Source organism: Streptomyces sp. NPDC020742 (assembly GCF_040641675.1).
Taxonomy (GTDB): domain Bacteria; phylum Actinomycetota; class Actinomycetes; order Streptomycetales; family Streptomycetaceae; genus Streptomyces.
In genome coordinates this window covers 1-25999 of the sequence record NZ_JBFAEA010000014.1, presented here as the reverse complement: position 1 = coordinate 25999, position 25999 = coordinate 1, and the positions used below count along the sequence as shown (strand labels likewise).

At 69.8% G+C, this 25999-nt stretch carries 21 protein-coding genes; 12 read left to right on the top strand and 9 right to left on the bottom strand.

The window, feature by feature from the left end; genetic code table 11:
- Position 1 precedes the first annotated feature (1 nt).
- The 3 genes from AB0G84_RS22975 to AB0G84_RS22965 form a co-directional block, all read right to left on the bottom strand.
- The gene (locus AB0G84_RS22975; protein WP_361323733.1) at positions 2-1030 is read right to left on the bottom strand and encodes a PE-PGRS family protein; all 1029 of its coding nucleotides are present in this window, start codon (positions 1028-1030) and stop codon (positions 2-4) included.
- Between the two features lie 59 nt (positions 1031-1089).
- Complete coding sequence (locus tag AB0G84_RS22970) at positions 1090-1422, bottom strand: hypothetical protein (RefSeq protein ID WP_361323730.1); 333 nt, start codon at positions 1420-1422, stop codon at positions 1090-1092.
- A gap of 757 nt (positions 1423-2179) precedes the next feature.
- Positions 2180-2542 (bottom strand): hypothetical protein, encoded by a 363-nt coding sequence (locus tag AB0G84_RS22965; protein ID WP_361323728.1) that lies wholly within the window; start codon positions 2540-2542, stop codon positions 2180-2182.
- 171 nt (positions 2543-2713) lie between these two features.
- On the opposite strand from AB0G84_RS22965, the gene AB0G84_RS22960 reads away from it, so the two are divergent.
- Positions 2714-2914, top strand: coding sequence for a hypothetical protein (locus AB0G84_RS22960; RefSeq protein WP_361323725.1), 201 nt, complete (start codon positions 2714-2716; stop codon positions 2912-2914).
- A gap of 551 nt (positions 2915-3465) precedes the next feature.
- Here AB0G84_RS22960 and AB0G84_RS22955 read toward each other — a convergent pair.
- The 3 genes from AB0G84_RS22955 to AB0G84_RS22945 form a co-directional block, all read right to left on the bottom strand.
- Positions 3466-4797, bottom strand: a complete 1332-nt coding sequence (locus AB0G84_RS22955; protein WP_361323722.1) for an SUKH-4 family immunity protein — start codon at positions 4795-4797, stop codon at positions 3466-3468.
- Positions 4794-7082 carry an ATP-binding protein gene (locus AB0G84_RS22950; RefSeq protein ID WP_361323719.1) on the bottom strand — a complete coding sequence of 763 codons (2289 nt, stop codon included), beginning with the start codon at positions 7080-7082 and terminating at the stop codon, positions 4794-4796. The genes AB0G84_RS22955 and AB0G84_RS22950 overlap by 4 nt, the downstream gene beginning before the upstream one ends.
- 528 nt (positions 7083-7610) lie before the next feature.
- Positions 7611-8012 carry a hypothetical protein gene (locus AB0G84_RS22945; RefSeq protein ID WP_361323716.1) on the bottom strand — a complete coding sequence of 134 codons (402 nt, stop codon included), beginning with the start codon at positions 8010-8012 and terminating at the stop codon, positions 7611-7613.
- 238 nt (positions 8013-8250) lie between these two features.
- On the opposite strand from AB0G84_RS22945, the gene AB0G84_RS22940 reads away from it, so the two are divergent.
- Positions 8251-8571: a hypothetical protein gene (locus AB0G84_RS22940; RefSeq protein WP_361323713.1), complete on the top strand. Its 321-nt coding sequence runs from the start codon at positions 8251-8253 to the stop codon at positions 8569-8571.
- Entirely contained in the window at positions 8568-9368 is an 801-nt protein-coding gene (locus tag AB0G84_RS22935; RefSeq protein ID WP_361323710.1) for a WXG100 family type VII secretion target, read from the top strand. The genes AB0G84_RS22940 and AB0G84_RS22935 overlap by 4 nt, the downstream gene beginning before the upstream one ends.
- Positions 9369-9539: 171 nt before the next feature.
- Here AB0G84_RS22935 and eccCa read toward each other — a convergent pair whose 3' ends face one another.
- Positions 9540-13499 carry a type VII secretion protein EccCa gene (gene eccCa / locus AB0G84_RS22930; protein WP_361323707.1) on the bottom strand — a complete coding sequence of 1320 codons (3960 nt, stop codon included), beginning with the start codon at positions 13497-13499 and terminating at the stop codon, positions 9540-9542.
- Between the two features lie 255 nt (positions 13500-13754).
- Between eccCa and eccD the strand changes: the two genes are divergently transcribed.
- The 6 genes from eccD (at position 13755) to AB0G84_RS22900 (ending at position 20813) form a co-directional block, all read left to right on the top strand.
- Positions 13755-15218 (top strand): type VII secretion integral membrane protein EccD, encoded by a 1464-nt coding sequence (gene eccD, locus AB0G84_RS22925; protein ID WP_361323704.1) that lies wholly within the window; start codon positions 13755-13757, stop codon positions 15216-15218.
- Between the two features lie 152 nt (positions 15219-15370).
- Positions 15371-15658 (top strand): 30S ribosomal protein S15, encoded by a 288-nt coding sequence (gene rpsO, locus AB0G84_RS22920; RefSeq protein WP_009714645.1) that lies wholly within the window; start codon positions 15371-15373, stop codon positions 15656-15658.
- 293 nt (positions 15659-15951) lie between these two features.
- On the top strand, positions 15952-18168 hold the full coding sequence (locus AB0G84_RS22915) for a polyribonucleotide nucleotidyltransferase (RefSeq protein ID WP_361323700.1): 2217 nt from the start codon (positions 15952-15954) through the stop codon (positions 18166-18168).
- Entirely contained in the window at positions 18165-19544 is a 1380-nt protein-coding gene (locus AB0G84_RS22910; RefSeq protein WP_361323697.1) for a pitrilysin family protein, read from the top strand. The genes AB0G84_RS22915 and AB0G84_RS22910 overlap by 4 nt, the downstream gene beginning before the upstream one ends.
- Before the next feature lie 50 nt (positions 19545-19594).
- The gene (gene dapB / locus AB0G84_RS22905; protein WP_361323694.1) at positions 19595-20353 is read left to right on the top strand and encodes a 4-hydroxy-tetrahydrodipicolinate reductase; all 759 of its coding nucleotides are present in this window, start codon (positions 19595-19597) and stop codon (positions 20351-20353) included.
- A gap of 4 nt (positions 20354-20357) precedes the next feature.
- Positions 20358-20813, top strand: a complete 456-nt coding sequence (locus AB0G84_RS22900) for a hypothetical protein (protein ID WP_361323692.1) — start codon at positions 20358-20360, stop codon at positions 20811-20813.
- 41 nt (positions 20814-20854) lie between these two features.
- Here AB0G84_RS22900 and AB0G84_RS22895 read toward each other — a convergent pair whose 3' ends face one another.
- Positions 20855-21406 carry a PH domain-containing protein gene (locus tag AB0G84_RS22895; protein WP_361323689.1) on the bottom strand — a complete coding sequence of 184 codons (552 nt, stop codon included), beginning with the start codon at positions 21404-21406 and terminating at the stop codon, positions 20855-20857.
- A 126-nt stretch (positions 21407-21532) separates the two neighbouring features.
- Positions 21533-21772 carry a hypothetical protein gene (locus AB0G84_RS22890; protein ID WP_361323686.1) on the bottom strand — a complete coding sequence of 80 codons (240 nt, stop codon included), beginning with the start codon at positions 21770-21772 and terminating at the stop codon, positions 21533-21535.
- Between the two features lie 232 nt (positions 21773-22004).
- On the opposite strand from AB0G84_RS22890, the gene thyX reads away from it, so the two are divergent.
- The 3 genes from thyX (at position 22005) to AB0G84_RS22875 (ending at position 25659) form a co-directional block, all read left to right on the top strand.
- A complete protein-coding gene (gene thyX, locus AB0G84_RS22885; RefSeq protein WP_361323683.1) occupies positions 22005-22763 on the top strand; it encodes an FAD-dependent thymidylate synthase in 759 nt (252 codons plus the stop codon).
- Between the two features lie 197 nt (positions 22764-22960).
- On the top strand, positions 22961-23860 hold the full coding sequence (gene dapA / locus AB0G84_RS22880) for a 4-hydroxy-tetrahydrodipicolinate synthase (RefSeq protein WP_361323680.1): 900 nt from the start codon (positions 22961-22963) through the stop codon (positions 23858-23860).
- Positions 23861-23973: 113 nt separating this feature from the next.
- Positions 23974-25659: a ribonuclease J gene (locus AB0G84_RS22875; RefSeq protein WP_361323677.1), complete on the top strand. Its 1686-nt coding sequence runs from the start codon at positions 23974-23976 to the stop codon at positions 25657-25659.
- The last annotated feature ends 340 nt before the right edge of the window (positions 25660-25999 follow it).

Here is a 25999-nt window from a genome sequence, read left to right as displayed (position 1 = left end):
GTCAGCCGAAGACGGAGCGGACCTCGTCGGTGACGTCTTGATGGCGGGTGGCGGCGCCGCCGGTGCGCCGGTCGACATGGCGCTGGGCCGCGTCGAGGCCACGGTTGGTGAGGTCCTGCTTGGCGTGGTCGATATAGGTACGGGGGTCGGCGAGACTGGTGACGCCCTCCTGGTAGTTCTGGGCGCCCTCCTTGATCCCATCGACGTATTCGCCGGCCTTCTTCTTGCCGATATCGGCGGTTTCGCCCCAGTCGACTCCGTCACGGGCGCCGAAGTGGCTCTCGATGCCCTGCTGGGCCACGTTCTGGCCCATCTCCGTGGCGGCTTCCTTGGCCTTGTTCTTTCCCTCTTCGATGATCTTGTCCCTGGCGATTTCCTTCGCCTGGTCGACGACCTTGTCCTTGACGGTCTCCTTGACCGTCTTCTTGACGTAGTCCGTCGCGAGCTTGCGGGCTTCCTTGGAAACGGCCTTCTTCGCCATCTTCTTGATGGCGTCCATGGTGGCGTGTTCCATGGCCTTGGTCGCCGCTTCCATCACCTCACGCTTGATCTTGTCGAGGATTTGGCGAACGATCAGGCGGGTCGCTTGAGTGGCCCCGGCCGCGCCGAGTTCGGAAAGGCCCAGGGTGAAAGGTGCCGCCGCCTGAGCGGCGATGAGTTCGGCGGCCAGCATGACGAGCTGGACGATGACCGCGACCTTGCCGGCGAGAACGGCGATGGCGGCAGCGTCGAAAGCCACGGCGATGACTTCGGCTGCGGCTGCGGCATCGCGGAGGTAGTTGTCCCCGTCGCCCCCGCTGCCGGAGAACGAACCCCATTCATGGGTGAAGCCTTCGACCGCTTCGCCGGAGTTGGCCGCGACGACCTCACTTGCTGCCGAAGAGCCCTTGTTGGACGCTTGGTTCACTGACTCCGCGAAGTTGCGCCAGGCCTGGGCACATTCATGGAGCTTGTCCTCGTCGGCATCCGGCCAGCTGTAGCCCAGCAGATCCAGTACCCAGGCCACCTCGCTTGGCAGCGTCAATGACACAGTGATCGTCCCCCGTGCAGTTGTAGCCGATTGTGGAGTGAAAGGGAGGGGCCGCGGCGTCAGACGGCCGGGCGGCCGACCGCGCTGATGGTGTGGATGCCCTGCTCGTCGGATTCGGCGTAGGAGGAGGCCATGCTCTGCAGCTTGTCGCCGATGCCCTCCAGGCGCTCGCCCAGGGAATCCATCGATTCGAACATGCCGTCCCTGATGGGCGTGTAGATCGTTTCGAAGATGTCGCCGAAGTCGCAGTTCTCCCAAGGGCTGCCGAGACCTTCGAGGTCGTCCTGCAGCTTCTTCGACGCCTTGGAGAAATCGCCGCCGATGTGGACGAACGCGCTGCCCTGGCTGCGCAGTACATCCGGATCGACGTCAAAAGCCTTGCCTGCCACCATTGCCCCCGATGTTGGCGTGTGTCGCGCAGATTCTTGGCGCGATTCTAACGGTCTCAGATTAGGTGATCTGAACGCAGGTCGGTCAGTGGGCGAGTGTGGAGGATGCGTGTGCATCCGATGCGCTCAATGTCATGGGAACTTCGAGGAATTGACCTGCTTGGAGCTTTGGGGGTATTCGCGAATCTTGCCTTGCCGTGAAGGGCTATGGCAGTGCCGGTGTCCGGCCGGTATCAAAAGCGCTGGTGAAAAATTGGTGCGTTGCTGGTCAAGGAGTGGGGGCGGGGATGGCACGGCCGACGCCCTGAGGGGTGGTAGGTGAGGCGAGAGAATCGACAGGTATGTCAACAGCGACCCATGGGAATTGAGCCGTGTGAGTGAGGGCTCTGGGTTGACGGGTGGGGTGGGCGCTCGGGGTGGTGGGCGCTGAAGTGTGCTGGATGTGGTGGGGATGAGAGGGGCGGGGGCGAGATCGGGAATGGATTCGGGAGCTGGGTGCGAGGGGTCTCGATGTGCTCCGTTCGGGGTTTGGGATGGGGGAATTCGGGCCGGTCGTTCAGCGGAGTAGTGGAAGACGCAGGTGATCAACGGTCCCGTAGCATTCCCGCTCATGGGCGAACCTGGCGATGGAGCAGCACATGAAGAAGCGCGTGACAAGGCACTTGGCGGGGCGCGAGCCAAGGTGCTGCCTGGTGAGGTAGGCGACGCAGTAAGCGGAGTGGATGACGCGCGCGAGGAGCGCCGCGGGTGTGGCGAGAGCTCAAGGCGTGACGAGAGTCCGCAGCTCGCCGAGAGCCAAGGGCCCGGGCAGGACCGAGCCCGCGCCGAAGGGCCGGAGGGAGCTGAGGACTTGGCGCGTGGCGGCCATGGGGCGGAGGGAGCGCGTGATGAGCCCGGTGGGACTGGTGGACCTGGTGGACCTGGTGGTCGCGACCGGGAGGGCCGGGGCCAGGGGGACGGGAAGGACGCGCTCGATGGCCGGGGAGGCCCGGACGGCGAGGACGGTGAGCATGCCGGAGCCGACGGAGCCCATGGAGCCGACGGAGCCCACGGAGCCCACGGAGCCGACGGAGCCCACGGAGCCGACGGAGCCCACGGAGTCGACGGAGCCGATGGGGTCCATGGGGTCGATGAAGTAAACGGGGGCCGCGGGTTCGATGGGGACCGCGGGGGCGACGAGGTCGGCGAGATTGACGAGGGATTCGACGAGGACGAGTCGGAAGACGTCCGGGGACGTGCTGGGCTGACGCCTCGCCAGGCAAGGCGAATACGTGTCGTCCTGGCCTCGGTGTTGATGGCCGCGATGGCGGTGGTGCTGGTGGTGCGGCTGGCCTCGCGTACGTCCGTACTGGTCGTCGGGGTGTACGGGGCGGCGCTGGTGCTCTGTGGTGTGGTGATCGAGCTCAGCCGGCATGGTCGTACGCGGCTTGGTACCTGGTTGCTCGGGTTCGGGCTCGCTGCGGCGCTGGCCGCCGACTGGCTGCTGTTGCCCTGACCGGCCGAGCGCCCTCGCCAGCAGCCGAGTGGCGTCCTGACCGGTCGAGAGCTTCCTGAGGGGCAACGGCCAACGGCGGCAACCGCCAACGGCGCCAACGGCCAGCCGCACCAACGGCGCCACATCGCCAACGACCGACAGCCCATGGCCGGCGGCCTCTTGGGGCCAACTGTGTGGCTGCTTCCTACACGCCCGGCGCGACGGTGGTGCAGGTCGGATGGCGACGAAGGGCGGGGCGGTCGGCTCACCATCAGCCGCTGCCCCGCCCTCGTAGGCCGTGCACCCGCCGCCGTTCCTGGCGTACCCCACTGCCCTCGGAAGTGGTACGCCAGGACCACGACGTCGGGACCGATCCGCCGGAGCCACGACATCGGAACCGATCGGGCCAGGGCCCGGTCGTCAGAACCGAGCCGTCAGAACTGAACCTCAGAACGAGCCGGCAGAACCGAGCCGCCAAATCCGAGCCGCCAGATCCAATCCGCCAGATCCGAGCCGTCAGATCCAAACCGTCAGATCCGATCCGCCAGATCCGAACAGTCAGAGCCGAACCCTCAGAACAGCCCGTGCCACATCTGCTCGACCACCAGTGACCACCAGTTGCCGACATCGTCCAGCGCCCAGGAGTCGATGGCGACGAGTTGCTCCTGGAACGCGGCGACCGCGGCTCCCGCCGCCCGTGGGTCCATGCCCTCCATCCGCCGGCGCGTGGTGACCAGGAGTGCCAGGGAGCGCAGGTACGCCGAGAGGGAGCGGTTGACGAAGCGACCGCCGCCGGAGGAGGGCTGCACGGCCCAGATGGTGCCGATCAGGTTCTGGCTGTTCTCGGGGGCGGTGCACTGGACGGCGAGGGTGTAGAGGCCGTCGGTGCCCAGCCGGACGTAGCCGCCGAGGGTTGCCAGGGTCTGTTCCTTGGCCTCGGTGCCGGTGTGGCGCAGGGAGGTCGCCACGTCTGTGAACATCCCGCCGGCGGGCGGGGCGGCGGGCCGGTCCGCGGTGAAGAAGTACGGGACGGCGGCCGGCAGTCCGGCCCAGACCAGGGTGCTCTTGGTGGCCTCGGGCAGCTGGGTGCCCGCGATGTCATCGGCATCCGGGCGGGTGATGCCCTCGGGGCCGAGGACCTCCACCAGGTGCTTGCCCAGCGCCACATCACGTACCTGGGGTGCGGCCTCCACCTGCTCCGGCACCGGTACGCGGTGGGGCCGGGGCGGCGGCTGCTGACCCGCCATCCGGTGCATCATCTCGACGTGCCGCAGCAGTCCGGCGACGCCCTCGGCGCGCTCCTCGGGCCGCATGCCGTAGCCCTCGGTGCAGGAGAAGGCGGCGTTCGGGAACGCACGGAGGATGAAGTCGCCCGGGTAGCCGCCGGGCAGCAGCGCCGGCCGCAGGTCGGTGTGGACCGCGCGGACGTCCGCGGCGGGCACGCCCAGCCGCTGCAACTCGTCGTAGAGCTGGTACTCGACCGGGGCCCGTCCCGGGGCGGAGACCTTCACCAGGCTGGTCTCCTCCCCGGTCGTGGGGTCGTTGTAGGTGGCGACGGCCGTGTTGCCGGGGCCGGTCACCGGCGGTGGGGCGGGCTCCGCCGGAGCCGTGGGCGCGGCTCCGCCGTGCTTCTGCTGGTACATCCGCACGACCTCGTCGACCGGCACGGACGGCCAGACCGTCAGCTCGCCGGTGGTCCGGTCGACCACTCCGCACGCCGTGCCGATCTCGGCGGGCGGGCGGCGCTGCCCGGTCGCGGGATCGACCTCCGGAGGCGGCGGTACGGCCCACACCACCCAGCCGAGGTCGAACTCCTGCATAGCCACCTCACGCGGCGGGCCCTGATGCCCTTCGGGGTTGAGCCAGCGGGCGGCGGTGGCGTGTGCCTGCGCCTGGGTGATCACGAGTGGTCTCCTTCGAGGCCGTGGGACGCGTCGGCGGTGGCGGTGCGCTGGGCCGGCACGGTGGGGGTGGTGGCGGGCACGGGCGCGAGGATCTCGCGGGCGGTCACACCCCGTCCGGTCGCGACGACCAGTACCCCGTCCGGTGAGAGATCGGCGCCGGTGATGGGGGAGTCGGAGACCAGCGCGGCCACCACTTCCCGTCCCGCCCGGGTCCAGACCCGCAGGTGGTCGGCGCCACGGCTGAGGCCGAGGGGTGCCGTCGCCCGTGCCTCCTGCGAGCACTGCACCACCTGCGACGGGTCGATGTCGATGTAGTCCGGGGTGCGGAGATCGTGGACGAGGAAGGCCAGCCCCCCGCTGCCATGGGACGGCGCTTCCCCCTGTCCTGGGGCGCCGCCAGCCGCGGGGGCGCCCGCCTCGGGGCCGCCGGCCGCGGCGCCGCCGCCGTTCTCCGGCACGTCTCCGTCGCCGGGCGCGCCGCCGTCCGGGCGGCCGGGCAGCGCCCATGAGCCGGGGGTGCCCTCGGGGACCACGAAGGCGGCGACGGCGCGGTGGGCCGGGGTGCCGCCGTCCGTAGCGCCAGGGGCTCCGGCCACGGGCGCGGCCCCGGTCGTCACCGCGCGGACCCCGGTCAGCGGCACGCTCCACAGCGTCCGCCAGGGAAGGGCGAAGCCGAGCTTGTGCAGCGCCTCCGCGTACGGCACCAACCCGTCCTCGACGAACGCGGACTCCAGGAGCGCCGCCCGCACGTCGGCCGGCGCGTCGGTCCGGGTGAACAGGGGAGCGGTGCGCAGATACGTACGGGCCGGCGCGCCCAGTTGCTCCAGCGGTACGGCCTCGACGGCGGCCCGCAGCGTCACCGGATCGGCGTGCGCGAACAGGCCCGGGTCGGTGAGGAGTTGGGGCAACAGGCCGGCTTCGAGGGTGTGCGCGGCGAGGTGGTCGCGGATGTAGGGGTCGGCCTGCGACCAGTCCTGGTGGGGCACCGCCTCCAGCAGCGTCATGGCGATCTTGGTCTGGGCGTCACGGACGTCCGGGAGCCCGGAACGGATCTCCTCGGCGATGCCCGGATGCAGCAGGCGCAGCAGCGTACGGCCACCACCGGCAGCGGAGACGGAAGTGGAGTCGGCAGCGGAGCCCGCAGTGGAGTCAGTGGCGTGAGTGGAGCCGGCAGGAGGGCCGGTAGGAGAGCCGGAAACGGAGTCGTTCCCGCCCCCGGCCCCGCCCTCGGGCGAACCACCGCCGGCCTCCACCGGCTCGACGAACGGTGCCGCCAGCAGCATCCCGTCCGCGAGGTCCCGGCTCATATCGCGCCCCGCGAGGGCGGTCGCCAGCGGCTCCAGCAGCTGGACCGGAAGGCCCTCGCCCTCGGCGAACGCGAGCGGCGCCAGCATCAGCCGGAGGGTCTGCGGATCGGCGCCCGTCCGACGGGCGTGCAGATCGAGCGCCTCGCCCACGTTCGCGGGCAACTGCGCGGGGTCCCCGGGATCGAAGCCGTCGGGCTGCATGAGCAGCGACTGCACGGCGAGCTGAACGGTCAGCCGGCTGCCCTCGGCGCGGGCAGCCATCGACCCGGCGAGCTCCCGGCGGGCGGTCGGGTCGGTGGTGTACGGGAGGTCCGGCGCCCCGGTGGCGGCATCGAGGGCGCTCTCGGCGTACCGCACCAGGCCCTTGGGGTCGGCCCACTCGGGTGCGTCGAGGTCGATGATCTGTACCTGGCCGGCGGGCAGCGCCTCGGCCAGCTCCCCGGCCAGCGCGCGGGGCACATCGGCGAGCAGGTGCACGGTCTCCAGGGCGGCGAGCGGCTTGAGCACGTCCCGTATCAGGCGTGCTGGTTCGTTCGCCGCGCGGACCGGCCCGGCCCGGTCGACGTCCGGCACCACGACCGTCACCGGCTCCTCGTGCGCGGCGAGTTCGGTGAGGACGTCCGCGCTGCGGCCGGCGCGCAGCCCGACCTGGTCCGCGAGGAGCCAGAGCACCTGCGCCGCGGTACGTCCCGTCGGGTTCGGGACGGCGGGGGCCGGCAGGTCGGGGGGCACCGTCGCCGGGTCCAGATCGTCCAGCGGCAGCTTCCTGCGGTGGGCGGGATCGCACAGCATCAGGAAGCCGGTGATCAGGCGGGAACGACCGCTGCCCGGATCGCCGGTGAGCACGATGACGCGCGGTGCACCGGGCCACCGCATGCGCCAGGCCGCGAGAGCGCGGAGTACGGGGGTGCGCCCGCCGACGTACGGATGCGGTGCGTATCCGGCCGCCCGGGTGTCTCCTCCAACTGCGGCGTTCACGGATTCTTCGTCCCCCATCAATCCCGCCCTCCACCCTCGTGGATTCTGCGCGTATCGGTTCGATCCTATGGTCCGGGCCGCCCGCGCGGGATGACGCGGAGCGGCTGTTCCGGAACGGGAACAGGTAGGCCGGGGCGGGTGTGGGGGATTACGCCGTGCGCGCGGGGCGCGCTCGGCGTGGGGTGTCCCGGTGCCTGTTGCTGTGGTCCTGTCGTGACCGTTGTGGAGATTACAAGATCTCCCCGTGAGGAAATGGAGCAGGTCTGCCCGGATTCTCCGGACGTCGAACTGCTTTCCTCCGTAACGGCAGTACCGGCTGTATTCGCTGCATCGCTCCCATCGGGCTGAGGGAGCCCCTCGGCCGCATGGTAAGGGGCGAGGGATCAGCGGCATCACCATGATCAGTTGCGGCCACCGTATGTGGCAACTGTTTGCGGCATCCAATTCGGCAGCCCGAATCCGACGCGTGTATGCGGCAACGGAATGCGGGGCCGCCTCAGGGGTCGGCTCCGGCGGTGTCCGCCCGGTTCAGTTGCGGTGGCCGCGGGCGCCGCGACGCGGGGCGGTGACGATATTGCCGGTCGGGCCGTCGCGCTCGGCGCGCTCCTCGTCCTCCTTGGCTTCCTGCTCCCGCTGCCACTGGGCGAACTTCGCGCGGGACTCCTCGCGCTCGGCCAGCGTCTGGTCCTCCGCGGCCCGTCGCATCTCGGAGAGCCGGTCACCGAGGGCATCCATGTAGCCCGGCGTCTGGATGGCGTCCTTCATGCCGATGCGCCCGGAGAGCACCTCCTGGGCCATCTCCTGCAGCTTGCCGCCGACGTTGGGATTGTCCGCCAGGACCTTCAGCGCCTTACGCAGCCGGTGCGCCTGCTCCGGATCTGCGGCGACGTCCATCAGGTCCTCGTCCTGGATCTGTCGCTCGTTGCTCATCCCTGCCCCCTTGAACGTCGTGGCGCGGCAACCGCATGTGCCGCACCGGCGTCCAGAGTCTAATGACGGTTGAGAACAGGTCGTCAAGGCGGGGGTTGTCGGTATTGCCGCATATTGCTCCGTATGCATTCCGCGCTCCGTCCGCCCGCCGTTCGACGGATGGCATCGCGGCTATTGCGGGTGTGCTAGACCTGGGGCGATGTTGGCAGGCAGCTGTCATTCAATTCGGGGAGAAATGATGTCCGACGAAGTCCGGCTCAGTACGGAGGAGTTGCACACACTCGGTGCGACCTTCGAGATGCGCGCAGAAGAACTGAGCCGGCAGCTGGCCGCATTCAGACGGCGGGCGGATGCCGAGGCCCTGCGGGACGGATTCGGCGGCGATGAGGCGGCCGGCGAGGCGGCCCGGCCGTTCCGCGAGCTGTACGAGCAGGCCGAGCACGCCCTCGTGCAGCTGCAACAGCGGCTCGCCGAGGTCGGCACCGGCATCAAGGAGACCGTCGCCAACGCACGGGCGACCGAGGACGAGCTGGTCGAGACGATGCGGAGCGTCAAGTGAGCGAGCGACGCAACCCCGAGGCACTGCACGAAGCGGCGGCCGGCTGGCGGGAGATGGGCAAGCACCTCGACGGCCTGGTCCGTGAGCTGGACCGGCACGTCGGCGCGGCGGCAGCGGCCAACTGGCACGGCCCGGCGGGCGAGGCGTTCGCCGCGGAGTGGCACCGGCTCAAGCGGTCCGTCGACGACTCGCTGCCGGTCTTCGAACTGGCCGCGGCGGACCTGGAGACCGCCGCCGCGAAACCCGACGACAACGGGGACGGCCAGGAACACGGTGCGCCTCCGGTGCAGAACCAGGGCGGCAGCGGTCAGTCGTCGTCCGGTAGTGAGATGGCCTACGGCTTCATGGCGCTCGGCCAGCTCGCCAACGGGCTGGGCGGCGCATTCGGCAAGCGGGGCGGCCAGGGCGGCGGCCGGGGCCAGGGGCCGCTCGTACGGCATCAATGGGACACCTCCACGGCCGCCCAGGGGCCCGACCCGTTCGGCCCGGCCGAGGCCCGCGAGGGCCGGCCGCGGGGCGGCGAGGGCCTCGCCAAGGGCGTACGGACCCAGCCGGCCAGCCCGCAGCCGGCGCCGGGGGACGAGCGCGACCCGAAGGCCACGGCCGCGAAGCCGGCGAACTCCGGGAGCGCGGGGAAGCCGGGTGGCGGCGAGGCGACGGCGAGCGCCGGGAAGGCGGGGAGCGCCGAGAAGGCCGGCACCGCCACGAAACCGAGCCGGGGCGCGGACGCGGCGAAGCCGGAGGAGGACGCCGGGCCGGCCGGCCCGAACCCCGGCCGGCACGGAGCCTTCGGCTGACGGAGCTGACGGAGCTGACGTGGCCGCGGGCCGTCCGCCCGGCAGCCGTCACGGGCGCGAGCCGCCCCCCCCGGCCCCGGCGCACGCCAGGCCCCCACGCGAGACGAAACGGCGGTGGGGCGCCCCTCTCACGAGGGACGCCCCACCGCCGTTGTGGTGTGCGGCCGTTGCTTACTGACCGTGGGCCGGCAGCCAGCCCGTCTGGACCAGCTGCGCACCGCGCTTGCGCGTGATGAACGTGGCCCGGCCGGGCGTCAGTTGCTGGCCCTTGATGTTGCCCATCAGCGGACCCTCGGCCGGGTCGGCGGACAGGATCAGACCCTGCGCGCCCAGCTCCTTCGTACGCTGCATCACCGGCTCGAACGACGACCGTCCGGCACCCGACGAGCTGCGCGCGATGATCAGGCGCAGACCCAGGTCACGGGCGAACGGCAGGTACTCCAGCAGCGGCTGGAGCGGGTTGCCGCTGCTGGTGGCCACCAGGTCGTAGTCGTCCACGATCACGAACGCGTCCGGCAGGTCGTACCAGCTGCGGTTGCGCAGCTGCTCCGGCGTGACGTCCGGTCCGGGCATCCGTCGGCCCAGCGAACCGGCCAGACCGCTGATGACCTCCTGCAACTGCGGGCCCGCGGCGCAGTACTTGTACAGGTGGCTCTCGGGGACCTCGCCGAGCAGCGCGCGCCGGTAGTCGGAGACCACCATCAGCGCCTTGTCGGACGGGTACCGCTCGGCGATCTGCTTGGTCAGCAGGCGCAGCAGCGACGACTTGCCCGACTCGCTCTCGCCGTAGATGACCAGCAGCGGGTCGGTCTCGAAGTCGATGAACGCCGGCGACAGCGTGGTCTCGTCGACACCGATCGCGATCCCGTGCTCCGGGTAGTCGTTGCCCTTGGGCAGCTCGTTGACGTGCAGCATCGTCGGCAGCATCCGCACCTTCGGGGCGGGCTCGCCCTGCCAGTGCTCCTTCACCGTCGACACCAGGTTGGCGATGCCGTCGCTGACCGTCTCCGGGTCGCTCATGCCGTCCAGGCGCGGCAGCGCCGAGAGGAAGTCGAGCTTCTCGGGCGACAGACCGCGGCCGGGCTTGCCCATCGGGACGTTCTCCGCGCGCTTGCGGTCGAACTCCGACTCCATCGGGTCACCCAGGCGCAGCTCCACACGGTTGAGGAGCTGGTCGCGCAGCGCCGGCCGGACCTCGGTGTAGCGGGCGGCACCCAGGATGAGGTGGACACCGAAACCGAGACCACGGGCGGCGATGTCCAGGATCACCGGGTCCATCTGCTCGTAGTCGGTCTTGAAGGTGCCCCAGCCATCGATGATCAGGAAGACGTCGCCCCACTTCTCACCGGGGAAGGCGCCCGCGGCCCGCCGCTGGCGGTAGGTCGCGATCGAGTCGATGCTGTTGGCCCGGAAGAACTCCTCGCGCGCGTTGAGGATGCCGACGACCTCGGCGACCGTACGGCGGACCTTCTCCGCGTCCAGACGCGAGGCCACCCCGCCGACGTGCGGCAGGTCCTCCATGGTCAGCATGCCGCCGCCACCGAAGTCGAGGCAGTAGAACTGCACTTCGGCCGGGGTGTGGGTGAGCGCGAACGCGGCGATGGTGGACCGGATCAGGGTCGACTTGCCGGACTGCGGACCACCCACGACCAGGCCGTGACCGGCACCGGCGGAGAAGTCCAGGTACATCACGTCACGCCGCTGCTCGAACGGCTTGTCCACCAGCGCCACCGGCACCACGAGCTTGCCGAGCGCGGTGTACTCCGCCGCGTGCACGCCCCGCTCGGGCGTGACCGCGAGGGTCGGCAGCAGCTGGTTGACGGTGGGCGCCTCCTCCAGCGGGGGCAGCCACACCTGGTGCGCCGGCGGGCCTTGGCCCTGCATCCGCTGCACCATCACGTCCAGCACGGTGTCGGCGAGCGCGTCGTCGATCTCCGGCTCGCCCGCCTCGACGGCTACCGGCTCCTCGATGATCTGCTCGACGACCGGGGCCGCGGTGAACGGCACCGGCATCCGCGTCGAGCGGCCGCCGGGGCCGCTGCGGCCGCCGCCGCCCGGACCGCGGTAGGTACCGGAGACGTATGCGGCCTTGAACTGCACCATCGTCTCGGTGTCGTACTTCAGGATGCCGGAGCCGGGGACGTTCGGCAGGTGGTAGGCGTCCGGCACACCGATCGCGGTCCGCGACTCGGCCGCGGAGAACGTCCGCAGACCCAGCCGGTAGGACAGGAAGGTGTCCAGGCCGCGCAGCTTGCCCTCTTCCAGCCGCTGCGAGGCGAGCAGCATGTGCACACCCATCGAACGGCCGATCCGGCCGATCTGGATGAACATCTCGATGAAGTCGGGCTTGGCGGCGAGCAGCTCGGAGAACTCATCGATGATCATCACCAGGGACGGCAGCGGGTCCAGCGGGGCACCCGCGGCACGCGCCTTCTCGTAGTCGGTGATGTTGGCGTAGTTGCCCGCGGAGCGCAGCAGCTCCTGACGGCGCTGGAGTTCACCGGTGATCGAGTCGCGCATGCGGTCGATCAGCGTGACGTCCTCACCGAGGTTGGTGATGACCGCAGCGACGTGCGGCATCTCCGACATGCCGGTGAAGGTGGCGCCACCCTTGAAGTCCGCGAGGATGAAGTTCAGCGTCTCGGACGAGTGGGTGACCGCCAGGGCGAGCACCAGGGTGCGCAGCACCTCGGACTTACCGGAACCGGTCGCACCGACGCACAGGCCGTGCGGGCCCATGCCCTGCTGTGAGGCTTCCTTGATGTCGAGCATGACGGGCTGGCCGTCCTTGTCGACACCGATCGGTACCCGCAGCCGCTCGGACAGCGTCCGGGGCCGCCAGGTACGCGACACGTCCAGGGCACCGGCGTCGCCGATGTTGAGCAGGTCGGTGAAGTCCATGGAGGACAGCAGCGGATCCTCGCCGTCGGCACCCGCGCCCGCCCGCAGCGGGGCCAGCTGACGCGCCAGCGCCTCCGACTCGGCGATCGACAGGGTGTCGCAGACACCGTGGTAGACCGCGCCGCTGGCCGACTCCAGCACCAGCTTGCCCGGCCACACCTGCACGGCCAGACCGCCGCGGATCTCGTCCAGGTCGCCCGGCACCACTTCGAGGATGGTGACGCCCTGCAGGCCCTCGGCCCCGGCGATCACCGAGTCCATCGGCACCTCGCCGCCGTCGAGCACGACCAGCACATGGGGGGTGTCGGTGACCGGGGTGCCCTGCGGGTTGAACCGCCCGCGGCCCTCCAACTCCTCGGCGAGCAGCTCCTCGATCTCACCGAGGTCACCGACGACCAGCCGGCGGGTGCCGGCGCCGTCGGTGGACTTGTCCTGCACCTGCGGCAGCCACTTCGTCCACTCCCACTCCGCCTGCGCACCGGGTGCGGCGACGACGGCGACCACCAGGTCCTCGGGGGAGTGCAGGGTGCACAGTTGGGCGACGATGGCGCGGGAGGCGCCGTAGACGGTGTCCGGGTCACCGGAGACCGTCAGGTGGTAGAAGGCGCGCAGCGAGACCGCGAGCGGCAGGTCGTCCAACTGCCCGTGCTTGTCGAGGAACTCCTTCATCGCATGCGCGGTGAGCGGTTCCAGCTCGTCGACCGGAGCGGTCTCCGGAGCCCTCAGCGGGGTGGCCAACTGCTGCGGGCCGAGCCCCAGTCGTACCTGTCCGAAGTCGGGGTCGGACGCCCGGCGTTCCCATACGCGCTTGCCCTCGGCCACGACGGACCAGAGCTGACTCGGATCGGGGTGGGTGAAAAGCTGTGCATCCCGCTGCTTACGCGCGGTGCGCCGAACTTCTTTCCGCTTCTGCGTCAGGTACTTGAGGTAATCCTGGCGCTCCTGGAGCATTTGTCCGGAAGGGCCTTGCCGCGCCTTGACGATCTGCATGATCGCCATTGCGAGGGTGGACGCCACCATAAAGCCACCCATGATTTTCATGAACGGCTGGTTGCCCATGAAGAGGAATCCCGCCGAAGACGCCATGCCCATCATGGGCATAAACGTCATGAAGAGGTTCTCCTGCTCCCCTTCGCGGGGAAGCTCGGGAGGAGCCTCAAGTGTCACCTCCTCGGAGGGGACTTCGGGTGGCAGCGCGCGGGGCGGGCGCTTGACGATGACAACGCTCACCGAGGCATCAGTCCTTCATGCATCTCGCAGTCTCGGACCGCCCCCGTTGGATTCGACGGTCCCCCCGAGCCAAGTCCTTGGCCCGAACCAGGCGTTGATCCTACTGTTAAGCGTCAAGTCTCGGGGCGGGTGGGGCGGCCGTCGAATTGGACGGTACGCTGACGCCTCGCGAGCGTGCCGTGGCCCCGAAGTGATGGCCCTCTATATACGGCGCGCGAAGCGACAAAACGCCCAACGGATAGGGGGAACCGCCAGGTGAGCACGAGCACTGGCACCGGCTTTTGCCGGGTCACAGTCGCCGCGCCGGACGCACGGATCGATGTGGCTCTGCCGGAGGACGTGGCACTCGTCGACATTTACCCGGAGATCCTGCGACTCTCCGGACAGTCCCAGGCCGAGGGCGCACCGACCGGCTACCACCTCGTACGCCGCGACGGTACCGTCCTGGACGCCGGGCAGTCGCTCGCGCAGCAGCAGATCCTCGACGGTGACCTGCTCCTGCTGAAGCCGTTCGCCGAGTCGCTGCCGCTCCCGGTCTTCGACGACGTCTCCGACGCCGTCGCCTCCGCGGTCAAGCGCAACCGCAGCCGCTGGAGCGACGACCTGATGCACATCGTCGGCCTCAGCGCCGGCGTGCTGCTGCTCACCATGATGGCGTTCGCGCTGTGGTTCTCGAACCCGGTCGACCGCGATATGCACCGCCTGCCCGGCATCATCGCCGGCGTCGTGGGCATCGTCCTGGTCGCGCTGGCCGGCGTCCGCGCCCGGGTCTACGACGACCACGGCTCCTCCATCGCCCTGGGCCTGGCCTCCCTGCCGCACCTGCTGATCGCCGGCTCCGGCATCTTCGGCGTCGACCAGGGCGAGGGCCCCGGCCGGCTGCACCTCCTGGTCGGCTGTGTGACGGTGCTGATTGCCTCGGCCCTCCTGGTGGTCCTGCTGCCGCGCGGTGACGCCCCCTTCGTGGCGGCCGCGTTCCTTTCCGCCATCGGCACCCTCGCGGTCTTCGCCGCGATCCTCACCGACGCCTCGCCCAGCGAGGTCGCCGCGGTCACCGCCGTCGTCGCCATCGCCATGGTCGCCTGGCTGCCCGGCCTCTCCGCCCGCTTCGCCCGGCTGCCCATCGGCTACAAGTCCCCCGACCAGATCGCCAAGGGGTCGTACGACAACTCCGGCGAGACCGAGTCCGTCGACTTCGTCAAGATCGGCAACCAGGCCAAGCGCGGCCATGAGCTGCTGCTCGGCCTCGTCGCCGGCTGCTCCGCCCTGGTCGTCGGCTCGGCCGGTGTCGTCCTCGGCTTCTCCGACAACATGTGGGCCCAGCTGCTGGCCCTGGCCGCCGGCATCACGATCATGCTGCGGGCCCGGCTCTTCGACTACACCGCGCAGGTCGCCTGCCTGACCGTCGCCGGCATCCTGACCATCGTCCTGCTGATCCTGGGCATCGCGCTGAACCCGCCGTCGGAGATCTTCGTCGAGCTCATCCAGTACCAGGACTCCGGCCCGCTCAACATCCGCACCGTCTGGTTCTCCAGCAGCATCGCGGTGGGCGCCGCCATCCTCGTCGGTGTCGGCCTGGTCGTCCCGCGCAAGGGCGTCACCCCCTTCTGGGGCCGGATCTTCGACCTCTTCGACGGCCTGGTCCTGCTGTCCCTGGTGCCGCTGTGCCTGGCGGTGCTCAACATCTACAACACGGTGCGCGGCCTCACCAGCAGCTGACCGCCCGCCCCGCTCCGTCCACGGCCCCCCCGACCACCCGGTCGGGGGGCCGTGTGCAGCTGGTACGCTGTGTGACGGCCCGGACGAGTCATCAAGGATTCCCTGTGAAGCAGACCAGGGGCGCTCGACGGGCAGAACCCAAGGAGTACCGCGTGTCGCTCGACGCCGCCACGAAGAAGCAGATCATGACCGAGTTCGCCACCAAGGAGGGTGACACCGGCTCCCCCGAGGTCCAGGTCGCGCTGCTCTCCCGCCGCATCTCGGACCTGACCGAGCACCTCAAGACCCACAAGCACGACCACCACTCCCGCCGTGGTCTGCTGCTGCTCGTCGGCCAGCGCCGCCGCCTGCTGCAGTACCTGGCGAAGAAGGACATCACGCGCTTCCGTGCGCTGGTCGAGCGCCTGGGCATCCGCCGCGGCGCGGCGGGCGCCAAGTAAGACGCCGTAGAGGGAGCGGTTCCCACCGGGGGCCGCTCCCTTTGCCATACGCACCGGACACCGCCGCCACCTCATGGTGGACGGAAGCTTTGTAGTCTGGTGCCATATCGCAAAACTGAACGCGGTAGGAGCGCCACCTGGCCGCCGGTCCTCGGTAGTGGCCCCCGGACGATCCGTGCACACCACGCGTCATCACTCCGGGTGCTTCGATCGAAGACCGGCCCGCACCGGCGCTCCACCGAAGAAGGTCCGCCGCCATACGGGCAGCGGACGCAGACGAGGAGATATTCCTGGTGGAGAACGAGACCCACTACGCCGAAGCCGTGATCGACAACGGTTCCTTCGGCACCCGCACCATCCGCTTCGAGACGGGCCGCCTGGCCAAGCAGGCCGCCGGCTCCGCCGTGGCGTACCTGGACGACGACACCATGGTGCTGTCGGCCACCACCGCCTCCAAGAACCCGAAGGACCAGCTGGACTTCTTCCCGCTGACCGTCGACGTCGAGGAGCGGATGTACGCAGCCGGAAAGATCCCCGGCTCCTTCTTCCGCCGTGAGGGCCGTCCCTCCGAGGACGCCATCCTCACGTGCCGCCTGATCGACCGCCCGCTGCGCCCGTCCTTCAAGAAGGGCCTGCGCAACGAGATCCAGATCGTCGAGACGATCATGGCGCTCAACCCCGACCACCTCTACGACGTGGTCGCGATCAACGCCGCCTCCTGCTCCACGCAGCTGGCCGGTCTGCCGTTCTCCGGCCCGATCGGCGGCACCCGTGTCGCCCTGATCAAGGGCCAGTGGGTCGCCTTCCCGACGCACACCGAGCTGGAGGACGCGGCCTTCGACATGGTCGTGGCTGGCCGGGTGCTCCCCGACGGCGACGTCGCGATCATGATGGTCGAGGCCGAGGCCACCGAGAAGACCATCCAGCTGGTCAAGGACGGCGCCGAGGCCCCGACCGAAGAGGTCGTCGCCGCCGGTCTCGAGGCTGCCAAGCCCTTCATCAAGGCCCTGTGCAAGGCCCAGTCGGACCTCGCCGCCAAGGCCGCCAAGCCGGTCGGCGAGTTCCCGATCTTCCTCGACTACCAGGACGACGTCCTGGAGGCCCTCACCAAGGCCGTCAAGGACGAGCTCGCCCAGGCGCTGACCATCGCCGGCAAGCAGGAGCGCGAGGCCGAGCTGGACCGCGTCAAGGGTCTGGCCGCCGAGAAGCTGCTGCCGGAGTTCGAGGGCCGCGAGAAGGAGATCTCCGCCGCGTACCGCTCGCTGACCAAGACCCTGGTCCGTGAGCGCGTCATCAAGGAGAAGAAGCGCATCGACGGCCGCGGCGTCACGGACATCCGTACGCTCGCCGCCGAGGTCGAGGCGATCCCGCGGGTGCACGGCTCCGCCCTGTTCGAGCGTGGCGAGACCCAGATCCTGGGCGTCACCACCCTCAACATGCTCCGCATGGAGCAGCAGCTGGACACCCTCTCCCCGGTGACCCGCAAGCGCTACATGCACAACTACAACTTCCCGCCCTACTCCACCGGCGAGACCGGTCGCGTCGGCTCCCCCAAGCGCCGCGAGATCGGCCACGGCGCGCTCGCCGAGCGCGCGCTGGTGCCGGTGCTGCCGTCCCGCGAGGAGTTCCCGTACGCGATCCGTCAGGTCTCCGAGGCCCTCGGCTCCAACGGCTCCACGTCCATGGGCTCGGTCTGCGCCTCGACCATGTCGCTGCTGAACGCCGGTGTGCCGCTGAAGGCCGCCGTCGCCGGTATCGCCATGGGCCTGATCTCCCAGGAGATCGACGGCGAGACCCACTACGTCACCCTCACCGACATCCTCGGTGCGGAGGACGCCTTCGGTGACATGGACTTCAAGGTCGCCGGCACCAAGCAGTTCGTCACTGCGCTGCAGCTCGACACCAAGCTGGACGGCATCCCGGCCTCCGTCCTGGCCGCCGCCCTGAAGCAGGCCCGTGACGCGCGCCTGCACATCCTGGACGTGATGAACGAGGCGATCGACGTTCCGGACGAGATGTCCCCGAACGCGCCGCGGATCATCACCGTCAAGATCCCGGTGGACAAGATCGGTGAGGTCATCGGCCCCAAGGGCAAGATGATCAACCAGATCCAGGAGGACACCGGCGCCGACATCACGATCGAGGACGACGGCACCATCTACATCGGTGCCGCCGACGGCCCGGCCGCCGAGGCCGCCCGCGCCACGATCAACGGCATCGCCAACCCGACCATGCCGGAGGTCGGCGAGCGCTACCTGGGCACGGTCGTCAAGACCACCACCTTCGGTGCGTTCATCTCGCTGCTCCCGGGCAAGGACGGCCTGCTGCACATCTCGCAGATCCGCAAGCTCGCCGGCGGCAAGCGCGTGGAGAACGTCGAGGACGTGCTCGGCGTGGGCGCCAAGGTCCAGGTCGAGATCGCCGAGATCGACCAGCGCGGCAAGCTCTCCCTGATCCCCGTGATCGAGGAAGAGGACGCCGCCGACAAGAAGGACGACGCCGACAAGTGACGTCCGACAGGCACCGGACGACGGCCCGCACCTCTTCGGAGGGGCGGGCCGTCGCCCGTACCCAAACGCTTCTCAAGGGCGCCGCCGGCGCCGGGACCGTCCGCCGGACCACCCTCCCCGGCGGCCTGCGGATCGTCACCGAGACGCTGCCGACGGTCCGCTCCGTGACCTTCGGGATCTGGGCGAACGTCGGCTCCCGGGACGAGACACCGGCCCTCAACGGCGCCACCCACTACCTCGAGCACCTGCTCTTCAAGGGCACCGAGCGGCGCAGCGCCCTGGACATCTCGGCGGCGGTGGACGCGGTGGGCGGCGAGATGAACGCCTTCACCGCGAAGGAGTACACCTGCTACTACGCGCGGGTGCTCGACACCGATCTGCCGCTCGCCATCGACGTGGTGTGCGACATGCTCACCGGCTCGCTGATCGAGGCCGAGGACGTGGACGCCGAGCGCGGCGTCATCCTCGAAGAGATCGCCATGACCGAGGACGACCCGGGCGACTGCGTGCACGACCTGTTCGCGCACACCATGCTCGGTGACACCCCCCTCGGCCGCCCGGTCCTGGGCACCGTCGACACCGTCAACGCCCTGACCGCCGAGCGCATCCGCCGCTTCTACAAGAAGCACTACGACCCCACCCACCTCGTCGTCACCGCCGCCGGCAACGTCGACCACGCCAAGGTCGTCCGCCAGGTCCGGCGCGCCTTCGAGCAGGCCGGGGCCCTGGACCGGACGGACGCCTCCCCGGTCGCCCCGCGCTCCGGCAGCCGCGCCCTGCGCACCGCCGGCCGGGTCGAGCTGCTCAACCGCCGCACCGAGCAGGCCCATGTCATCCTCGGCATGCCCGGTATGGCCCGCACCGACGACCGGCGCTGGGCGATGGGCGTGCTGAACACCGCCCTCGGCGGCGGCATGTCGTCCCGCCTCTTCCAGGAGGTCCGCGAGAAGCGCGGCCTGGCCTACAGCGTGTACTCCTACACCTCGGGCTTCGCCGACTGCGGGCTCTTCGGCGTCTACGCTGGCTGCCGCCCCAACCAGGTGCAGGACGTCCTCAAGATCTGCCGGGACGAGCTCGACCAGGTGGCGGCGCACGGCCTCAGCGACGACGAGATCCACCGGGCGATCGGCCAGTTGCGCGGATCGACCGTGCTCGGTCTGGAGGACACCGGCGCGCTGATGCACCGGATCGGCAAGAGCGAGCTGTGCTGGGGTGAGCACATGTCGGTCGACGAGATGCTCGCCCGGATAGCGGCCGTCACCCCCGACGAGGTGCGTGAGGTGGCCCGCGATGTACTGGGCCGGCGTCCCTCGCTCTCCGTCATCGGCCCGCTGAAGGACCGGCAGGCCGCCCAGCTGGAAGACGTCGTCGCATAGGGCCGCCCGTCGTCGCCGTTGCCGTACCACCGAGAGAAGGACTGGAAACGATGAGCAAGCTGCGCGTGGCCGTACTCGGAGCACAGGGGCGCATCGGCTCCGAGGCCGTACGGGCCGTCGAGGCCGCCGAGGACATGGAGCTGGTCGCCGGGCTCGGCCGCGGCGACAAGCTGGAGACGCTGGTCGAGGCCGGTGCCGAGGTCGTGGTCGAGCTGACCAACCCCGGCGCCGTCATGGGCAACCTCGACTTCTGCGTACGGCACGGCATCCATGCGGTGGTCGGCACCACCGGCTGGACCGAGGACCGCCTCGCGCAGCTGCGCACCTCGCTCGCCGCCTCGCCGGAGACCGGTGTGCTGATCGCCCCGAACTTCTCCATCGGCGCGGTGCTGACCATGCAGTTCGCCCAGCAGGCGGCGCGGTTCTTCGAGTCCGTCGAGGTCGTGGAGCTGCACCACCCCAAGAAGGCGGACGCCCCGTCCGGCACGGCGGCCCGCACCGCCCAGCTGATCGCCAAGGCCCGCGAGGAGGCCGGCTGCGCCCCGCAGCCGGACGCCACCACCACTGCGCTGGACGGCGCCCGCGGCGCGGACGTGGACGGCGTTCCCGTGCACTCCGTACGGCTGCGCGGACTGCTCGCCCACCAGGAGGTGCTCTTCGGCGGCGAGGGCGAGACCCTCACCATCCGTCATGACTCCCTCCACCACAGCAGCTTCATGCCGGGCATCCTGCTCGGCGTGCGCCGCGTGGTGAACACCCCGGGCCTGACCGTGGGCCTGGAGCACTTCCTCGATCTGGGCCGAGACTGACGTCATGGGCGGAAAGATCACCTACTTCTTCCTCGCCACCGTGCTCGTCATCGTCTTCGCGGTGGTGGGGCTGGAGGGCGTGCTGCTCATCCTGACCGGTGAGCCGGCGGCCGTGGGCATGGGCGCGGTGGCCTTCGCGCTGCCGTGCATCGGCGCGTGGTTCTTGTGGCACAACACCCGCTTCGCACGGGACGCCCACCGGCTCGCGGACGTGCTCGCGGCCGAGGGCGGGCTGCCCGCCGACGAGCTCGAGCGCACTCCGGGCGGCCGGATCGACCGGGACGCGGCCGATGCCGTCTTCGCCCAGCGGCAGGCGGAGACGGAGGAGGCGCCGGGCGACTGGCGTACCTGGTTCCGGCTCGCCGTCGCGTACCACGACGCCCGGGACACCCCCCGCGCCCGGAAGGCGATGCAGCGCGCCATCGCCCTGCACGACAACAAGCCCGTACGGACCGCCTAGTCCGTACGGGCTCGGGGCGGACCGCCGCGGCGGTCCGCCGCTCAGGGGCGGTGCTCCGCCGCCCAGGCCTCCAGCACATCCGCCGCCCGCTCGAAGGCCTCCGGGCGGGCCAGGAAGTCGCCGCTGTGATCGGTGACCAGCGCCCGCAGCGGAGTGCCCTGCGCGCGCTCGATGATCAGCGCCTGGCCCTGCACGGTCCGTGGAAGTCCCAGCCAGCGCACCGGCTGCTGGATCGTACGGACCCCGGCGACGGCCCGCCACGGCGTGGTCGTGGTCCGCAGCAGGTTCACCTGCCGCAGGCCCTGGTCGCTGACCCAGATACCGACCCGCAGCAGCCGGACCGCCAGGGCAACCAGCAGCGCGCCGAGCAGCGCGCAGATCCCGGCGGCGGGCAGTGAGCCGGCCATCGCGATGATCATCGCGGAGAGCAGGACGAACGAGGCGAGCAGCAAAAACACCGCCGCCGCCCCTACCCGCCACGGTCCGGGGCGGTAGGGACGGCGCCAGTGGTCGGGCTCGTCATGCGGTAGTGCAGCGGTCTCCGCGGCACGGTCGTCGAGGTCCCGGTCGGCCGTCAGGAAGGACAGGGGCACGGCTGATCCTCACTCTGGCTGCTCGGCACGGACAGGCGTGCCGATGGAAGCTGTGACCGGTGAGGCTATCGGGACAAGCGGAGCGGAACCACTCGGTGGTCCGCTCCGCGGCGTGCCCTGGCCCGCCTAGCGGTGGGCGGCTTCGGACTGGTGGGCCCGGCCCGAAGTGGAACTATCCTGCTGTAGCGCGGGAACGCCGAACAGCAGGGCGCCGGCCAGGCCGCCCACCACAGTCAGGGTGATCAGCGACTGGCCGAGGCGCTGCCCGCGCGAGGGACGCTCGCGCGGCGGAGGAGTGACATTGCTGCGGAACCGGTCTGCCTCGGCAACAAAGGCGAACGGGACGGGCTCGCGCCGGCGGAACATGAGGGGGCTCTCCTAGGAACCTCGTAGTGGGCACTGTCACAGGGTTAGACGTCTGCGCAGCCCGATTGGTGCCCGTTTTCCGAGACTTCTGTGAAGAATCTCAACTCCCCTTCTCCGCCCTGCTATAGAGCGTCCGTTTTGTCGTTAACGGTGCCTCATGCCGCATTTCCCGGACTGTCGGTGCCGGGCCGTAGGCTGGTCGCGCACGAGGAACGAATGGAAGGAACCGCCGGTGTCCCACACCCCCGCCGAGAGCACCGAGAGCCCAGACGGCGCAGCTGTCAGCTTCCGGAGCGAGGTGACGGTCGAGCTGGTCAAGCACAGCGCCGCGGACAGCGACGTGCTGTGGGCGGCCCGGGTCTCCACGGCCGGCGAGCAGTCCCTGGAGGAGCTCCAGAAGGACCCCGAGCGCTCCAAGGGTCTGATCAACTACCTGATGCGGGACCGCCACGGCAGCCCCTTCGAGCACAACTCCATGACGTTCTTCATCAGCGCGCCGATCTTCGTCTTCCGCGAGTTCATGCGGCACCGCGTGGGCTGGTCGTACAACGAGGAGTCCGGTCGCTACCGCCAGCTGGACCCGGTCTTCTACGTCCCGGGGGAGTCCCGCAAGCTCGTCCAGCAGGGCCGCCCCGGCAAGTACGAGTTCGTCGAGGGCACCCCCGCGCAGCACGAGCTCACCGGTCGGGTCATGGAGGACTCCTACCGCCAGGCCTACGCCGCCTACCAGGAGATGCTCGCCGCCGGCGTGGCCCGCGAGGTCGCCCGCGCGGTGCTCCCGGTCGGCCTCTACTCCTCGATGTACGCCACCTGCAACGCCCGGTCGCTGATGCACTTCCTCGGCCTGCGCACCCAGCACGAACAGGCGAAGGTGCCGTCCTTCCCGCAGCGCGAGATCGAAATGGTCGGCGAGCAGATGGAGGCCCACTGGGCCGGGCTGATGCCGCTCACGTACGGCGCATTCAACGCGAACGGCCGGATCGCCCCGTAGGGCCCGGATCCGGGGCCGGATATCAGGGGGCGCGGGACAGACGTGCGAAGTGTCCGGATTGCGGCATTTTGAGAAGTTCATCTACGCTGAACAGACGGACCCGGCACTGCTTGAACCCCCGAGCAGGCAGTGCCGGAGTCCACATCCCTGCTCCCCAGAGGCGCATCCCGCGGTGAGCTACGAGTAGCGTGGGACCCATGGCTCCGACTTCCACACCGCAGACCCCCTTCGGGCGGGTGCTGACCGCCATGGTGACGCCGTTCACGGCGGATGGCGCTCTCGACCTCGACGGCGCGCAGCGGCTCGCCGCCCACCTGGTGGACGCCGGTAACGACGGCCTCGTCGTCAACGGCACCACCGGAGAGTCCCCGACCACCAGCGATGCGGAGAAAGCCCAGCTGGTACGTGCGGTGGTCGATGCGGTCGGAGACCGTGCCTTTGTCGTCGCCGGAGCCGGAACCAACGACACCCACCACAGCCTGGAGCTGGCCCGCGCCGCTCAGGACGCCGGAGCCCACGGCCTGCTGGCCGTGACGCCGTACTACAGCAAGCCCCCGCAGGAGGGCCTGCTGCGCCACTTCACGGCCATCGCGGACGCCACCGACCTGCCGGTGATGCTCTACGACATCCCCGGCCGCAGCGGCGTCCCGATCAACACCGAGACCATCGTCCGGCTGGCCGAGCACCCCAGAATCGTCGCCAACAAGGACGCCAAGGGCGACCTCGGCCGCGCCAGCTGGGCCATCGCCCGCTCCGGCCTCGCCTGGTACAGCGGCGACGACATGCTCAACCTCCCGCTGCTCTCGGTCGGCGCCATCGGCTTCGTCTCCGTGGTCGGCCATGTCGTCACCCCCGAGCTGCGCGCCCTCCTGGACGCCCACCTCAACGGCGACGTCACCAAGGCGACCGAGATCCACCAGAAGCTGCTGCCCGTCTTCACGGGCATGTTCCGCACCCAGGGCGTGATCACCACCAAGGCCGCCCTCGGCCTCCAGGGCCTGCCCGCAGGCCCGCTGCGCCTGCCGCTGGTCGAGCTCTCCCCCGAGGAGACCGAGCAGCTCACGCGCGATCTCGCCGCCGGCGGGGTACACCTCTGATCACAGACTTCACAACTGAATACCGACCAACAACCGCCTTATAGCAAGTGCACGAATGTCATGCGCGCCACGTGCCTCGACGGCAACGTGGCGTGTGTGGTGAGGAGAGTCTTTTGAGTCATCCGCATCCCGAGCTCGGCGCTCCGCCGAAGCTCCCCAAGGGCGGCCTGCGCGTCACCCCCCTCGGCGGCCTGGGTGAGATCGGCCGCAACATGACGGTCTTCGAGTACGGCGGCCGGCTGCTGATCGTCGACTGCGGAGTGCTCTTCCCGGAGGAGGAGCAGCCCGGAATCGACCTGATCCTGCCGGACTTCTCGTCCATCAGGGACCGCCTCGACGACATCGACGGCATCGTGCTCACGCACGGCCACGAGGACCACATCGGCGGTGTCCCCTACCTCCTGCGCGAGAAGCCGGACATCCCCCTGATCGGCTCCAAGCTGACCCTCGCTCTGATCGAGGCCAAGCTCCAGGAGCACCGCATCCGCCCCTACACCCTGGAGGTCGCCGAGGGCGAGCGCGAGCGGCTGGGCCCCTTCGACTGCGAGTTCGTGGCGGTCAACCACTCCATCCCGGACGCGCTGGCCGTCGCCATCCGCACCCCGGCGGGCATGGTCGTGCACACCGGCGACTTCAAGATGGACCAGCTCCCGCTGGACCGCCGCCTCACCGACCTCCCCGCGTTCGCCAGGCTCGGCGAGGAAGGCATCGACCTCCTCCTCTCCGACTCGACGAACGCCGAGGTCCCCGGTTTCGTCCCGCCCGAGCGCGATATCTCCAACGTGCTCCGCCAGGTGTTCGCAAGCGCCCAGAAGCGCATCATCGTGGCCAGCTTCGCCAGCCATGTGCACCGCATCCAGCAGATCCTCGACGCGGCCCACGAGTACGGCCGCCGGGTCGCCTTCGTCGGCCGCTCGATGGTCCGCAACATGGGCATCGCCCGCGACCTGGGCTACCTCAAGGTCCCGGCCGGTCTGGTGGTCGACGTCAAGACCCTCGACGACCTTCCCGACGACGAGGTCGTGCTGGTCTGCACGGGCTCCCAGGGCGAGCCGATGGCCGCGCTGTCCCGGATGGCCAACCGCGACCACCAGATCCGGATCGTCCAGGGCGACACGGTGATCCTGGCCTCGTCCCTGATCCCGGGCAACGAGAATGCGGTCTACCGCGTGATCAACGGCCTGACCCGCTGGGGCGCCAACGTCGTCCACAAGGGCAACGCCAAGGTCCATGTCTCGGGTCATGCCTCGGCCGGCGAGCTGCTGTACTTCTACAACATCTGCAAGCCGAAGAACCTGATGCCGGTGCACGGCGAATGGCGCCACCTGCGCGCCAACGCCGAGCTGGGCGCCCTGACCGGTGTGCCCAAGGACCGGATCGTGATCGCCGAGGACGGTGTCGCGGTCGATCTGGTGGGCGGCGTCGCCAAGATCGCCGGCAAGGTCCAGGCGGGCTACGTCTACGTCGACGGCCTCTCGGTCGGCGATGTCACCGAGACCTCGCTCAAGGACCGCCGCATCCTCGGCGACGAGGGCATCATCTCGGTCTTCGTGGTGGTGGACTCCAGCACCGGCAAGACCGTCGGCGGCCCGAACCTGCATGCCCGCGGTTCCGGTATCGACGACTCGGCCTTCTCCGACGTGATTCCCAAGATCGAGGAGGCCCTGGCCAAGTCGGCCCAGGACGGCGTCGTCGAGCCGCACCAGCTCCAGCAGCTGATCCGTCGCTCGGTCGGCAAGTGGGTGTCGGACAACTACCGCCGCCGCCCGATGATCCTCCCCGTGGTCGTCGAGGTCTGACGCGCAGAGTCGTACGAACGTACCCAAGTCGGCGCGGGGCGCTCGGATTTGCATCCGGGCGCCCCGCTCCAGTACGTTTACGGCTCCGCCTGAACGGGAAGCGCCGCACGCCTGTGTGTGCAGAGGCCCTCCCAACATCGGGCGGAATTCCGACCCAGAGCAATCTGATAAAGTCGGATCAGCCGAAAGGCAAACCCCCTCCGACGGGAAATCGGAACCGAAATCGAGCCGACAAGGCGAGAAAGCGGATCTGATAGAGTCGGAACCGCGAAGAAGCCGAAAGGCCGAAACGCACCGGCGAAAATCGGAGCCGCAAGGATCTGATAGAGTCGGAAACGCA